This window comes from Vibrio sp. KUL78 (assembly GCF_059725505.1).
In genome coordinates this window covers 1092751-1106343 of sequence record NZ_AP045838.1, presented here as the reverse complement: position 1 = coordinate 1106343, position 13593 = coordinate 1092751, and the positions used below count along the sequence as shown (strand labels likewise).

Genomic DNA, 13593 nt, shown 5'->3' with positions numbered 1-13593 from the left:
TGCTATGGCAACGAGACGAGACTTTATCAAAGGCATGGGGGCGGCATCTTTAGTCACCATGTTGCCCAACTTGTCATTGGCTTCTACTCAGAGCCCGAATGTGTTGGTGTGGATAACATTGCGCGGTGCAATGGATGGACTAAACGTGGTGGTGCCCAGTTTCGATGAGGATTACTACAAACTCAGACCTAACATCGCAATAAGTAAGGATCAGCTCCAGCCATTAAGTGACGGCTTTGGATTGCATCCAGCTCTCAAGAATGTCTATCAATGGTACCAACAAAAGCAAGCTGGCTTTGTGCACGCCTGTGCAACGGGTTATCGGGAGCGTTCTCACTTTGATGGTCAAAAGGTGCTTGAGAACGGCACTACCGACTCATTTGGTCCGATTGGTTGGATGAACCGATTCTTAGCGACGCAGCGCTCACAGCAAGCGATAGCAATAGATTCTGGCATGCCTTTGATAGTGCAAGGGGATGTTAAAGTCAGCAGTTGGTTCCCTCATAAACTCAAAGCAGAGGAGGAACAAAGCCTATTGCTGGCTGAGCTATTTCAAAACGACGAGATCCTATCAGCAAACTTTGAAGAGAGCCTAAAGCTTGAATCGATGACCAGCGGAGGCAGTCAGAATAAGCAGTTTAACAATTTGATGCGTCAAGCGGGTAAGTTTATCAGCTCACCACAGGGGCCCAATATTGCGGTACTAGAGCTGGGTGGTTGGGACACCCATTCAGGACAAGGAACGACAAATGGTCGCCTTGCTTCTCAGTTGACTAAATTAGACAGAGGGCTTGATGTACTCAAACAAGCCTTGGGAGACAAATGGCAATCGACTGTGGTTATCGCAGCCAGTGAATTTGGTCGGACTGTCGCAGAAAACGGCACCAAAGGGACTGATCATGGTACAGGCAATGCCATGTTTATTATGGGCGGGGCACTCAAGGGTTCAGATGTCATTACTGACTGGCCTGGACTTGCTGAAAGTGAACGATATGAAGGTCGTGACTTGCAACCGACGACCGATATGCGCTCAGTGCTCAAAACGGTGCTTAGCCAACATATGGGGGCTGATGAACAAACCCTACAGCAAGTGTTCCCTGATGCACCTCAACCAGCGGACTTAGGTAAGTTGCTTGGATAAGGCGTTAATCTGAATTGCTGGCTACTCCGCACCACATAACTTTGCGAGCCCAGTAACACTGCTTGTCGACAAGCGTGTTACTTGGGCGAATTCATGTATAATTCAAAGCAACATTTCTCTAGGAGCGCACGCCTACATGAACAACTAACTCAATTTCGAACGTTTTATACAAGTAACTTTTGAAATCGCAGAGTTAGTGGGCGTTGGCTCGTTCTATATTCCTGTCTACCTATCAGGACATTGCTATTTATCGCGACATTGTCGTATGTGATGCCATGCGTCTCATGCTCTGCCAAGGAGGATGTATGACTGCAATTCATGCTATTTCATTATCAAAACAATTTTCTGACGGTCACGATCTGTTTCACGATATTTCTTTTACCATCCCGGTTGGCGTGAATGCCTTGGTTGGGAAAAATGGCTGCGGCAAAAGCCACTTAGCGTCAATGCTGGCGAAACACTCTCAACCCAGCAGTGGGAGCGTTGAGTGGGGGGGCAACATCAAGTCAATTGGTGTTTACCGTCAAGAAGAGTCACAAGATGAACTTGATTACTCTGTTGCTGCTTACCTAGGTGTTGAGAACAAGCTTGAAGCTCTTAAGCAGATTTCACGAGGTTCAACCGACAATCAGTGGTTTGATCTTATTGCCGATTCAGATTGGCAGCTCGAGCAAACATTGACGGAGCTACTCGAGTCATTGCGGCTGCCCACTGACCTAAGTACCAAACTGCGCCATTTAAGTGGAGGACAACGGGCGATCATCAGGCTCTATCGTTTGCTTAACCAAGAGCACGATGGATGGATCCTCGATGAGCCAACCAATCACTTAGATACCGAACACATAAGTTGGTTAGTGGAAACGCTAAGACAGCGACAAGTACCTATCCTAGTGATCAGCCATAATATTTCCTTCCTCGAGCAAACCGACCGTATTTTCGAGCTTGATAGCTTGGGAATTACCTGTTTCGGTGGTGGTTATCAGGGATATATAACCCAAAAAGAGCAAAAGCTTGCGGCGATCAACAAGATGGCAAAAACGTTAGAGAAAGCCCGCAGAGTTAAAGTAGAGAAAGCGCGCCGTCGAGACCTTACGATGCAAAGGCTAGCGAGTCGGGGCGAGAAGCAGCGGGCGTCTGGTAGCCAGTCGAAGATATTGATGGATGGCAAGAAACAAGGCGCACAACTCGCCAATTCGGCGGTAAAAGCGCAGAACGAGCGACAAATGGCTGAGCTCGACCAAAAAATACAGGATGTAAAATCGCAACTTGAGCAGCTCAAGCCACAAAAATGGTATACCAGCGAGGTTCAGTCGAAGGGGAGAGTTAAGATCCACTTTGAAGGCTTTTATCATGAGCGAATAGAGTCAGAGCCTATTACTGCACAGATATTCTCTGGTGAGCATGTTTGGCTCAAGGGCGCAAACGGCTCAGGAAAGTCCACGTTGCTGCGGCTACTTTTGAACGCAGAGCATTACTCTAGCGCCTATTGTCATCTAGCGGTTAATGGAGAGTGCTTTTATCTCGACCAGTATTTCTCTTTCTTAGAGCCTGATGCCTCCATGTTGGATGCGGTATGCACGCATTGTGAATCCTTAAACATCCCACAAGCACGAACGCTACTTGCTGGTATAGGTTTTCGGCGTGAGTCGGTGCACCAAAAAGGTATTCGCTCTCAGTGGCGGAGAAAAAATGAAGCTCGCAATGCTCATTGCCTCTCATCAAACCCAAGCCTCAATCTTGTTGTTGGATGAGCCAGATAACCACCTTGATTTGGAAGCTAAGCAGCAACTTGTTAAAGCCATCAATGGCTATACAGGGGCTGTCATAGTTGTCAGTCATGATGTTGGGTTTATTAGGCATTTGACGATTCACAAAACAATAGAGCTAGGTTAGCGAGCGAGCACTATACTCATTTCATCTTGTGACGATCGCGGATAGGAGAAGTGATGAAGTTAATAAGGTTATGGTTTGGACTCGCTATTGTAATCAGCAGTAGCGTATTAGCGTCAACCTCGGCTACTGACGATGGGCTAGTCCGAGTCAAAAGTACGCAAGATGTGTCGATGACAGCAGATAAACTGGTTGGTCTGCTGGAAAGTAAAGGCATGACCATTTTTGCCCGTGTTAAGCATTCAGATTCGGCGAAAAAAGTGGGAGTAGAGTTAAGGCCTACTGAGCTCATCATCTTTGGTAATCCTAAGGTAGGATCGCCATTGATGGCTTGTAGCCAAAGTGTCGCTATCGACCTTCCGCAAAAGGCGCTGATCATGGAAGACGATCAAGGAGAGGTGTGGCTTGTTTATAACAGCCCAAGCTATCTTGCTGCGCGACATCACATAGAAGGGTGTGACAAAGTGCTTAGTAAAGTCGAGGGAGCACTCGCCAATTTTGCTAAAGGAGCAACGCAGTAACGTACCTCTAGAAAATACACACTTAGAGCAACGCTGAAAAGGGAGCACTTTGCGGTGCTCCTTTCTTTTATTCGCCTGCCACCAAATGCTTCTTGGTACGGACGCTAGCGATAAACATGTAGATAGCAGTTGCCATCATGGTTGCTAGTAAGTATGCCATCAGACCTTGCGTGCCATTCATAAACCAGTCAGCAATCATTGGGCCTGCCACTGAGCCAATACTGTAGCAAAACAGCATCACCTGTGTAGCGGAGACAATGAAGCTCTCGTCCAGTTTATCGCAGCCAAGATTAATGGCGATTGGGTAGAGCGCAAATGTTGCCATGCCTATCAAGAATAGACTGATTGCTAACACACTTAAGTCGTCGCTTAAGATCACCAGTCCCACACCAAACACACCGAGTAGACAGAAAAGCCCCATCAACGGCGTACGTCCTGCTACTTTAATCAATGCTGGAACCATGGTTTGCACTGCCATACCACCAAGAATAACCAGTGCCATCAGCGCGCTTAGGTTCGTTTGTGACACCTCACGGTGTGTCAACTCGACTGGCATCAAACCGTAGATTGAACCCAGCGTTAGACCCGAAACGATACAGCCAATGATCGCTGCATGGTTAAGCTTTGCAACTTGCTTAAGCGACAAGGTTGCGGAATGCGCACTTTGCGGCTGCTGAGTTGGAACAAACATCAGTACCATAATCGCTGCGCTCAGCATTGAGAGTATCACGACGAACGGTACACTGCCTTCGATACCAATAAAACCGATGCCAAGTTGACCAAGTGCCGAACCGCCATAAAGCGAGCCCATATAAAGCCCCAAACGTTTTGCGCGGCTCGATTCATCACCGACTAATAGCCAGGACTCGACGATGACAAAGACACCAGCAACCGCAATACCAGCAATAAAGCGAGCAACTAACCATACTCCTGCCACTGGAACTAGAGGTAAAGTGATGATGGTCGCGATAAATAGCGCCAAACAAGCAATAAATGCGACGCGGTGACCGACATGTTTTACCGCAGGTTCAATGATGACCGCACCAACTAGCAGACCCGCATAAAACACACTCGCCAACCAACTTGCGTTGTTCGCGTCTATGCCATACTGATTCAACATCAGAGGGATCAGACTCATGAGATAGCCCGATGCCACGGCATAAAGTGATAGCGCAATAACAGGAACTTTGAAACCAGTTTTTACTGCGAAATCAGTTGTGTTTTCCACTAGCGGAGCCTCCAAATTTAGTCGTGGGAAATCAAGAAAAAGAAAGATTTGATGAAGTTTTCGGCGCGACTATGAGGCTTTAAGAGGGGGGAGTAAAACGAAAAAAAATGATCTTCACGATAAAAGAAATTTATCGATATTCTGTAGACGAGCTGCAGCGAGAAAGGGGATTAACTGACTGAAATTGAGCTATATTGTTTCTGTTGATTAAGTTCATCTGACTGTACAACTTTGTTTCTACCTGAGGCTTTCGCTTGGTAGAGCGCTGAGTCCGATTCGAGAATATAGTCACGAAGCTCGATTGACTCAGTGGCAGGCTGGAAGCAAGCCCCTGCACTGATGGTGACCGATGTATTGTGTTCGGAAAGAGCGAGTCTTTCGGTTTGTTGGCGGACCTGCTCTAATACTTCGATAAACTGTTTTTTAGAGTCGAAAACTCCAATCAGAACGAACTCCTCCCCACCAAAGCGGCCTGCAAAGACAGTGTTAGAGGCATGCATCTTGATGAGATTGGCTACTTTGACAAGAACCTCATCACCAAATAAGTGACCATAGGTGTCATTGAACTGCTTGAAATGGTCAACATCAAACAGAGCAACACCGATAGACTGCTGACGGATAAGTGCTGTGTATTTAAGACCGACAAAGCGCTTTTCGTATTCGCGTCTTCGATAAAGTCCCGTTAGATTGTCGAACTTTGCGTGTCGGGTTAGCTGCTTTTCTGCCTGTGTAAGCTTAGCGATAAGTTGGGTGTGCTCGAAGTGTTCATATAGCCTCGAGGTCGCGATGTCTGACTGATGAGTGTTGAAAAACACAAAGTGAAACATGCCAAATACAAAAACCATCCCAATAAGATACCAACCCTCACTAAACGCATAGACCGTCGGTAAGCTAAACACAGCAATAAAATAGCCGATGTAACTCGTCTTGCTGTAAGAGAGGTAAGAGTACCCATGAAACGCAACAGACGCAGCAACAAGTAGTGACGCTATGGTGACTTGAAAGTTATTTTGAGAGAAAGCAAGCCATATCCCAATGCTCCAAACAAAGCCGTTCAGTATTGGCGAGGCTGCAAAAATAAGATCAAAACGACGGCTAGTAGCGGTCAGAGAATCAAGCTTTTTAATAGCCGATTGAATAGAAAGATGACGAAGCCATATGACACAACACATGCAAGCATACCAAGCGAAAAGCTCACTGCTCAGGTCTGTAGTTAAGAACAGAAGTACAGCGAACAGCGCGCCCATGATGGCATGGTTTTTTACCGCATGACGAAACAGCGCTGCTGTTCGAAGGTAGCGTTCTTTGTATACACGTAGTTGGATTGAGTCCATGGGTTATTAGCTTCCTGTGCTTCATCACTTTTGATAGCACTGTGCTAATAAAGTTATCACTTATATTGGAACGCGCATATTATATTTGTTGCAAGATGTGAAGGCTTTCGGTATATCATGTGCTTACGCGCACAGTTTTATAGAAAGGTGAGGAAAAATCCTACTTATAGAGTTGGCCAGTTAGGTTGGAGTGTGTAGCTCAACATCGATTTAACGGACTCAACTTAGTAAAGCTCGCCGCGACTTGGCGGCAAGATTCATGATCACGATGCTTGGATGTAATAGAAGGCGTTATATCTTGAAGAAGTTAGTCGCGAACTTATAGTTCTCCCAACGGTGCTTTACATTGGAGTACTCAAAAATCTCACCATCATCAAGGTACACTACCTGTTCTACATTCACGAGTGGCTCTCCTTCAGCGATCCCAAACTGCTCGGCGTAAAAGGCACTCGCTTTAACGACAGAAATTTCCATTGTCGAACTGTGTATTTTTAGACCAAGTTTATCGGTAATAAAGCTGTAGATGGAGTCCTCGGCATGCTCTCTTTTTAAACCTAAGATGATACTGATTGGCATATAGGTTTCTTCCAGTGAGGATGCGATGCCGTCAATGATGCGCAGCCTGGTGGTGTTATAGAGCATATCTTCTACATCGCAGTTAAGACGCTTGGCAACATGTTCGTCGGCCGGAACGACCTGAAACTCGAGCACCTTAGTTTCTACGGATTGACCGTTAGCAATGACATTAGCTTTGGTGCCATGAAGGTGAGCATAGCCAGCATTACCTAATGGTCTTTTTACAAAAGAGCCAGAGCCACGTTTACGCACGACCAAGCCTTCCGTTACCAAGATATCCAGTGCTTTTTTGATGGTCAGTTCACTACAACCGAACTCTTCAGCAAACTCGCTGCCGCCAGGGAGCTTTTCAGTGGTGCTGTATTCCCCAGACAGAATGCGCTGCTTGATCGCTTGATAGATATCAGAGTATTTCGCTTTGGTGGTCGCCATGCTTTGGAGTTTGCTCATAAGTAAATGATTTTGGTCATAGTATGACAAAACCGAGATGAGTAAAAACAATAGCGTGCTTTTGTTGATAATTGTTTGCAATTTGTACGGTGGTTCAAAGCTTTGGTAAGGGCCATATCAAATAAGTCGCGTGACAGGGCACTTTTTTGCGTTATGACAATAAAATCGCAACTGACTATGAAAACGATATTGATTCCCATTTAACTGTAGGTGATAATGAGCTTGTCTAATATAACCATAAAATATATAAGGAAATCGGAATGAGTCAGTTCTTTGGTTTCGGCAAGCGTTTGGCGTTAACAGCAGTCGCAAGCCTAGCGTTGGTTGCTCAAGCAGGCGCTGTTACTATTCAGCACTTTAAAGGAACGAGTGAATTTGACGGTACGCCGAAGCGTGTTGTTGTTCTGGGTAATGGTAGTTTGGATGTGCTGGATCGTATTGGTGTTAAACCTGTAGGTGCTCCTCATTCACTTCTCCCAGAATATCTTGCTGATTACAAGAAAACGACGGGGAATACAGGCTCTGTAGGTGAACCCGATTTTGAAGCCATCTTTACGTTGAAGCCAGATGTCATTATCGCTGAAAACCGCATGCTTCGTGTTTACGATGACCTAAACCAAATTGCACCAACGGTGATGTTTTATGTCGACAACGGTCAATATTGGCAAGATGCACAAAAGAACTGGCGTATGCTAGGTAAGTTGTTCGATAAGCAAGATGAAGTGGAAGCGCTGATTGCGGAAACTCAACAGCAATTTGACGATGCTTCATCAAAAGTTGCGAAAGAGAAGTTGAACGCTTTGATGCTGATGAACAACGGTAGCAATGTTGCCATGTTCAATAAGGGCAGCCGTTTCTCTATCGTTTTTGATGACTTTGGCTTTGCTGAATCGAGCAGTCAGAATGTGGCTCCAATCGAAGGCGCTCACGGAAACCTCATTTCATTTGAGTATGTTGCAGATGCTCAGCCGGAAGTCATTTTTATTCTGGATCGCGAACAAGCCATCGGTCGAAGTGTTGGTAAGGCACAAGAACTGTTCAACAACCCATTAGTTAACTCCACGCCAGCTGCAAAAAACAACAAGGTTGTCTACGTCGATCCAAACGCTTGGTATATCTCTGGCGGCGGTGTGACTGCTACGCAAACCATGATCAGCGATATAGATAATGCGCTGAACTAATCAGATAAGTTAATGAAAGTCTCTGCTGGTCATCTGGCGGAGGCTTTTCCTGTTTAGAATTCCTTTTAAGCCCATCGTTGTAATGACCATTCAAAAATACATTCTGGCAAGTGCGCTGCTCATTGTATTAGCAGTCTGCTCTCTTGTTCTTGGCGCGGCTTCCGTTTCACTCGTGGATCTATTTCGTGGTGATGAGCATGCCTATTCCATCTATGTCGTCAGCCGTGTCCCTAGACTGCTTGCCATTATCCTTGCAGGTGCTGGTTTAAGTGTTGCAGGTCTGATTATGCAGCAGATCGTGCAAAACCGATTTGCGTCTCCATCGACGACGGGCACTATCGACTGCGCGCTATTAGGCTACGTGGTTGGGCTTATTTTCCTTGGCGGTGCAAGCCAATGGTTGCATCTTGGAGCCATCTTTTTCTTTGCGGTAGCGGGTACACTGATTTTTGTACGCTTTTTACAAAGACTGCAATTTAAGAACGCCGTGTTAGTGCCGCTCATTGGCATTATGTATGGCAACGTAGTCTCCGCGTTGACAACATTTATTGCTTATAAGTATGACTTAGTTCAGACCATGTCCTCGTGGACGGTGGCGAATTTCGCCAGCGTGTTGCAGGGCAATTACGAGATCCTCTATCTCGCGGTACCGGCTTGTCTTTTGGCGTATTTCTATGCGCGCCAGTTCAGTGCAGCGAGTGTGGGTGAGAGCTTCGCAAAGAACATCGGTCTGGATTACCAAAAGATCGTGTTCATTGGCGTTATCTTGGTGGCAGTAAGTTCGTCTACCGTGGTGATGATCGTCGGTGTTATCCCGTTCCTTGGTCTCATCGTCCCTAATATTGTGTCACTGTTTATGGGCGACAACATGAAGCGGATATTGCCGTGGACAGCCTACTGGGGCGTTATCTTGGTGCTTGCTTGCGACATCCTAGGTCGTCTTATTATTTTCCCTTACGAAATGCCTATCTCGATGATCATCAGTATTTTCGGTGGTGCGGTGTTCATTTATCTGGTGTTAAGGGAGAAGCGCAATGCGTGATTCGTTAAAAGTCTCTTTGCTCATCGCAGGGTGTATTGGCATTATTGCTTGGTTTATTGGTCAAGGATTGACGGCAGATAACTATCAGTTTTTCCTATCGCGTCGTCTTCCCAAAGTGTTGGCTATTGTCCTAGCTGCAGTTGCAATCTCGGCTTCTTCTTTGGTGTTTCAAACCATCACTAACAACCGTATTTTGACGCCTTCTATATTGGGCTTTGATAGCTTGTACCTGATGGTGCAAGTACTTATGGTGGTTATTCTTGGCAGCACCAGTTTTTGGGTCATACACGCAATGAGTAACTTTTTGCTTTCGACTTGTGTGATGATTGGCTTCTCACTGCTGCTGTTTCATTTCTACTTTAAACGCAAAGACAGCAATGTGTTTACTTTGCTGCTGATTGGTATTGTTTGCGGAAGTCTATTTAGCAGCGTAACAGGGTTCTTGACCATGCTGGTGGATCCGAATGAGTTTGCCAGTATTCAAAACTCCATGTTCGCGAGTTTCAATAATGTGAATGCCAAGCTGGTGTATTGGAGCCTTATCCCGCTATCGCTCTGCTTAGCTATCTTGTTCTATTACGCTCCTAAGCTTGACGTGCTTTGGTTGGGTACGGATAACGCGACCAGTTTGGGTGTGAATACTCAGCAGCTAACCCAACGGGTGATGATTCTGATCACCATTATGATCGCTATCTCGACTGCGTTGGTTGGTCCTGTTCTTTTCTTTGGACTCATAACAGTGAGCTTAACCCGTGAGATATTTAGTCATTATCAGCATCGATTTCTAATCATCGCGAGCAGTTTATTAGCGGTATTTTTACTCGTAACGGGTCAGTGGTTTGTCGAAAAAGTACTGGCATTTGAAACGACGATCAGCGTCATTATCAATCTCGTTGGTGGGTCCTACTTCCTGTTCTTATTACTAAGAAACAGAATTAATTAAGAGGTATAACAGTGATTAAGTTAACAGGTCTAAGTAAAAAATACGGCAAAACCTTTGTGGTTCAAGATGCCGATGCGCTGTTTCCGAAGGGAGAGGTCACGTCGATCATTGGTCCGAATGGTGCGGGTAAAAGTACGCTGCTGTCGATGGCGAGCCGCTTGACTGAGAGTGACGCTGGTGAAGTTGTTATCGGTGATAAGCTGCTTGCACAGTGGGATACCAAGGAGCTTGCCAAGCATCTCGCAGTCCTTCGCCAATCGAACAACATCAATATGCGATTTACTATTCGCGAGCTGGTCTCTTTTGGTCGTTTCCCGCACTCTGGTGGACGTTTGACCGCGGAAGATAACGAGATCATTGACCAAGCACTCGGGCAATTAGGAATCGAAGAGATTCAACACAAATACCTTGATCAACTGAGTGGTGGTCAGCGACAAATGGCGTTTATTGCTATGGTCGTTGCTCAGGATACCAATTACGTGTTTCTTGATGAGCCATTAAACAATCTCGATATCAAACACTCAGTGGAAATCATGCACACGCTCCGTCGTTTGGCGCATGACTTCAACAAAGCGGTGGTGATTGTGATCCATGACATTAATTTTGCCTCATGCTACTCGGACAACATCGTTGCGATGAAGAAGGGTAAGGTCATCAAATCTGGTAGTGTCGAGGAAGTTGTTCAGCAAGAGACAATGGAAGCCATCTACGAGATCCCATTCGATATTCGCGAAATGGATGGGCGTCTCGTGTGTCTCTATTTTAATAGCTGAAAACGGAACAATTGATCATTCGTGGACTACTTGCTGGTCCACGTAATTTACCCCCTGTTACTGTGCCAACTATTCTGATTACGCTAGTATTTCCTCATCAACTAAGTAGAGAGGCAATATCATGTCTAACATCAAAAAGTGGCCTGCAATCGACCCAGAAAAAGTAGCAAAGTATAAGCACATTTGGGAAAACGTATCTGCAGCAGATAACCTAGATCCAGAAGTCGCGGCTTATCTAGCTCGCGTTAAAGAGCAAGGTGGCGGTAAAGGCATCGAACAGATGAGCTTTATCAACAAAGACTACCTAGGTTTCTACCAAGCGCCATTCTCTCAAGACCTAGATAACACAGATGTTGTTATCTACGGTATGGGTATTGAGAAGTGTTCTCCTACTGGTTCTTCACACAAATTCGCACCACAGCGTCTACGCCACCTAAGTAAAATGGGGATGGGTACGGTTGGTGACAACGGTGAGATCCCATTCGAATGGTGTCGTGTTTCTGATTACGGTAACTGGGACAGCTTAGGCCAGTTTGAGCTGAAAGCAGAAGTTGAGCAGCTCACTGAACTTCTTCACCACATGGTTGTTGAAAAAGATTGTACGCCACTTATCTTCGGTGGTGACCACACAATCCCGTACCCAACAATGCGTGCACTAGGTGAGAAGTACGGTCCACTTCGCGTTATCCACTTCGATGCGCACTACGACCTATCAACTCGTGCTGACTTTGATTACCCATACACATCAGGTCACTGGCTACCAAAACTGTACTCTGAAGGTCTGGCGGATCCAGAGCGCACAGTTCAGATTGGTATGCGTGGTCGTCAAACGGCGCTGGTGAAGGGTAACCACATAGCATTTGGTACCACTGGCTTCACGACTAACGAAGTTTACGAGCAAGGCGTGGATGCAGTCGCAGACAAGATCATTGAACTTTGTGGCGATGGCGGTCCGGTTTACTTCACGTTTGACCTAGATGCACTTGATACTGCGTTCTGTCGTTCAAACTCGAGCCCAGATCCATTCGGTCTGACTCACCTTCAGGTTTACGACATCATCCGTAAAGTGAAGGCTTCAGGTAAAGTACGCCTTGTGGGTGCTGATATTGCAGAGTACACGCCAGACACAGATCCAACAGATAAAGACGGCATCATCGCAGCTGGCTTCGGTTGGGAACTACTTTGTTGGCTAGCAGAAGAGCGTAAGAAAGAAAACGGCGGCGAAAACCGTCACACAGTATGGCACCAAGCATTTGGTTCTGTATCGCTGTAATTACGTTGACTGATAACATTTGATTTAAAGCCCCAATCGCTATGCGGTTGGGGCTTTTTTTGCTAGTAGCGGTAGGATAGGGTGACAAAGTGAACCCGGTTTGAATCATACTGCCCGTTGGGTCTGAAAACTTGGTCGTCGCTTGAGGTGATTTCCCCGTGTCCTAGATGTTGATATTGATAGGCAACGCCAACCTTTGAACCTGAGCTCAACTGCTTTTCAGCACCTAAACCAATGCGCCACTGCTCATCAAGTGGGAGGAGCGTATCTCGTTGGTGTGCCTCGACAGGGCTAGAATCATAGCTTACGCCTGAATAGTAGAGCCAAGAGTCTCGAGTATATCGGATGGCCACACCAGTACTGAAGGTATTTTGATAGCCGTCATCATAATTACTCCACGACTGCCAACCGACGTTCGCTTGCAATGTGACGTTCTCGTTTAACGCTTTACTGATCCCCAAATCGAGGCTCGCGGGCCAGTTGATTGCGGCGTCACCAATCAAGTTGTGGTCGGTACTCACGCCGTGCTGGGTGCTATGAACGTAATTAACTCCGAGATTAATGGTATCGGTGGCTTGATAAAAAGCCGATAGACCAAAGGTGGGGCTGATACTATCGCCTTTGATATCCCCGCCCTTGGTGACCATCTCAAGTGAGGCGTACTGTGCAATCACACTTGCGCCAAGTGCAAGACGCTCAGTCACTTGATGACTTGCAGCGGCCGTTAGATTGACGACAGAGATCTGATTACTTTCGAGAAGATTCAGTGGGTTTGCCGATACACCATTGGAGTAATCGACGCCCAATCCACCGGGTGAATGAAGCGATAAACCAACGACGCTATCTTCATTTAGTCGAAGCGCATAAGAAAGGCTCGGAACCCACAACGCGCCACGGCTTTCAGTCGAGAGCTCACTATGCTGGCGAGCAAACTCACTTTGTACGTTAACGTACTGGATCCCCACAACAGCACTGCTGGTGTCAATTTCCGACAGCGCTGCTGGGTTAGTGATGGTGGCGGAGGCATCTCTATGGTTGGTCACGCCTGCGACACCTGCGCTGCCAACACTCTCGACTGTGGCAATTTGCGATGTCGCCAGACCCGCTGCGTGCGCGTTGAAAGAGAGGAGCCCCAGAGCAGCAAAGGTGGATAGTAAAACGGTCTTATTCATCATTATTGAGTTGTGTTTGAAGTGATAAAAAAGGAGCAACCAATTGCGGTTACTCCATTGGCAGGGCTA

General features: G+C 46.4%; 13 protein-coding genes. 9 read left to right on the top strand and 4 right to left on the bottom strand.

From position 1 onward, the window contains the following. Positions 1 to 4: 4 nt before the first annotated feature. The 4 genes from AC6I8Y_RS21590 (at position 5) to AC6I8Y_RS21575 (ending at position 3552) form a co-directional block, all read left to right on the top strand. Positions 5 to 1141 carry a DUF1501 domain-containing protein gene (locus AC6I8Y_RS21590; protein ID WP_498021622.1) on the top strand — a complete coding sequence of 379 codons (1137 nt, stop codon included), beginning with the start codon at positions 5 to 7 and terminating at the stop codon, positions 1139 to 1141. A gap of 305 nt (positions 1142 to 1446) precedes the next feature. Then, complete coding sequence (locus tag AC6I8Y_RS21585; protein ID WP_498021620.1) at positions 1447 to 2892, top strand: ATP-binding cassette domain-containing protein; 1446 nt, start codon at positions 1447 to 1449, stop codon at positions 2890 to 2892. After that, positions 2831 to 3034: an AAA family ATPase gene (locus AC6I8Y_RS21580; RefSeq protein WP_498021618.1), complete on the top strand. Its 204-nt coding sequence runs from the start codon at positions 2831 to 2833 to the stop codon at positions 3032 to 3034. The genes AC6I8Y_RS21585 and AC6I8Y_RS21580 overlap by 62 nt, the downstream gene beginning before the upstream one ends. Positions 3035 to 3087: 53 nt before the next feature. Next, positions 3088 to 3552 (top strand): DUF302 domain-containing protein, encoded by a 465-nt coding sequence (locus AC6I8Y_RS21575; protein ID WP_498021616.1) that lies wholly within the window; start codon positions 3088 to 3090, stop codon positions 3550 to 3552. A gap of 67 nt (positions 3553 to 3619) precedes the next feature. Here AC6I8Y_RS21575 and AC6I8Y_RS21570 read toward each other — a convergent pair whose 3' ends face one another. The 3 genes from AC6I8Y_RS21570 to AC6I8Y_RS21560 all read right to left on the bottom strand — a co-directional run bounded on the left by AC6I8Y_RS21570 (position 3620) and on the right by AC6I8Y_RS21560 (position 7140). Then, a complete protein-coding gene (locus tag AC6I8Y_RS21570) occupies positions 3620 to 4780 on the bottom strand; it encodes an MFS transporter (protein ID WP_498021614.1) in 1161 nt (386 codons plus the stop codon). Positions 4781 to 4950: 170 nt separating this feature from the next. Further along, a complete protein-coding gene (locus tag AC6I8Y_RS21565; protein ID WP_498021612.1) occupies positions 4951 to 6114 on the bottom strand; it encodes a GGDEF domain-containing protein in 1164 nt (387 codons plus the stop codon). A 291-nt stretch (positions 6115 to 6405) separates the two neighbouring features. After that, positions 6406 to 7140 carry a GntR family transcriptional regulator gene (locus tag AC6I8Y_RS21560; protein WP_252015599.1) on the bottom strand — a complete coding sequence of 245 codons (735 nt, stop codon included), beginning with the start codon at positions 7138 to 7140 and terminating at the stop codon, positions 6406 to 6408. 260 nt (positions 7141 to 7400) lie between these two features. Here AC6I8Y_RS21560 and AC6I8Y_RS21555 point away from each other — a divergent pair, with 260 nt between their 5' ends. From AC6I8Y_RS21555 to AC6I8Y_RS21535, 5 genes are all read left to right on the top strand, one after another. Continuing rightward, positions 7401 to 8321 (top strand): siderophore ABC transporter substrate-binding protein, encoded by a 921-nt coding sequence (locus AC6I8Y_RS21555; RefSeq protein WP_498021611.1) that lies wholly within the window; start codon positions 7401 to 7403, stop codon positions 8319 to 8321. 82 nt (positions 8322 to 8403) lie between these two features. Then, positions 8404 to 9363, top strand: a complete 960-nt coding sequence (locus tag AC6I8Y_RS21550) for an ABC transporter permease (RefSeq protein ID WP_498021609.1) — start codon at positions 8404 to 8406, stop codon at positions 9361 to 9363. Beyond that, positions 9356 to 10306: an iron chelate uptake ABC transporter family permease subunit gene (locus AC6I8Y_RS21545; RefSeq protein ID WP_498021607.1), complete on the top strand. Its 951-nt coding sequence runs from the start codon at positions 9356 to 9358 to the stop codon at positions 10304 to 10306. Before AC6I8Y_RS21550 ends, AC6I8Y_RS21545 begins: the two co-directional genes overlap by 8 nt. Before the next feature lie 11 nt (positions 10307 to 10317). Continuing rightward, the gene (locus tag AC6I8Y_RS21540; protein ID WP_498021605.1) at positions 10318 to 11079 is read left to right on the top strand and encodes an iron ABC transporter ATP-binding protein; all 762 of its coding nucleotides are present in this window, start codon (positions 10318 to 10320) and stop codon (positions 11077 to 11079) included. Positions 11080 to 11200: 121 nt separating this feature from the next. Next, positions 11201 to 12352 (top strand): arginase family protein, encoded by a 1152-nt coding sequence (locus tag AC6I8Y_RS21535; protein WP_394149370.1) that lies wholly within the window; start codon positions 11201 to 11203, stop codon positions 12350 to 12352. Positions 12353 to 12414: 62 nt separating this feature from the next. Here AC6I8Y_RS21535 and AC6I8Y_RS21530 read toward each other — a convergent pair whose 3' ends face one another. Continuing rightward, entirely contained in the window at positions 12415 to 13527 is a 1113-nt protein-coding gene (locus AC6I8Y_RS21530) for an OmpP1/FadL family transporter (RefSeq protein ID WP_498021603.1), read from the bottom strand. Between the last annotated feature and the right edge of the window lie 66 nt (positions 13528 to 13593).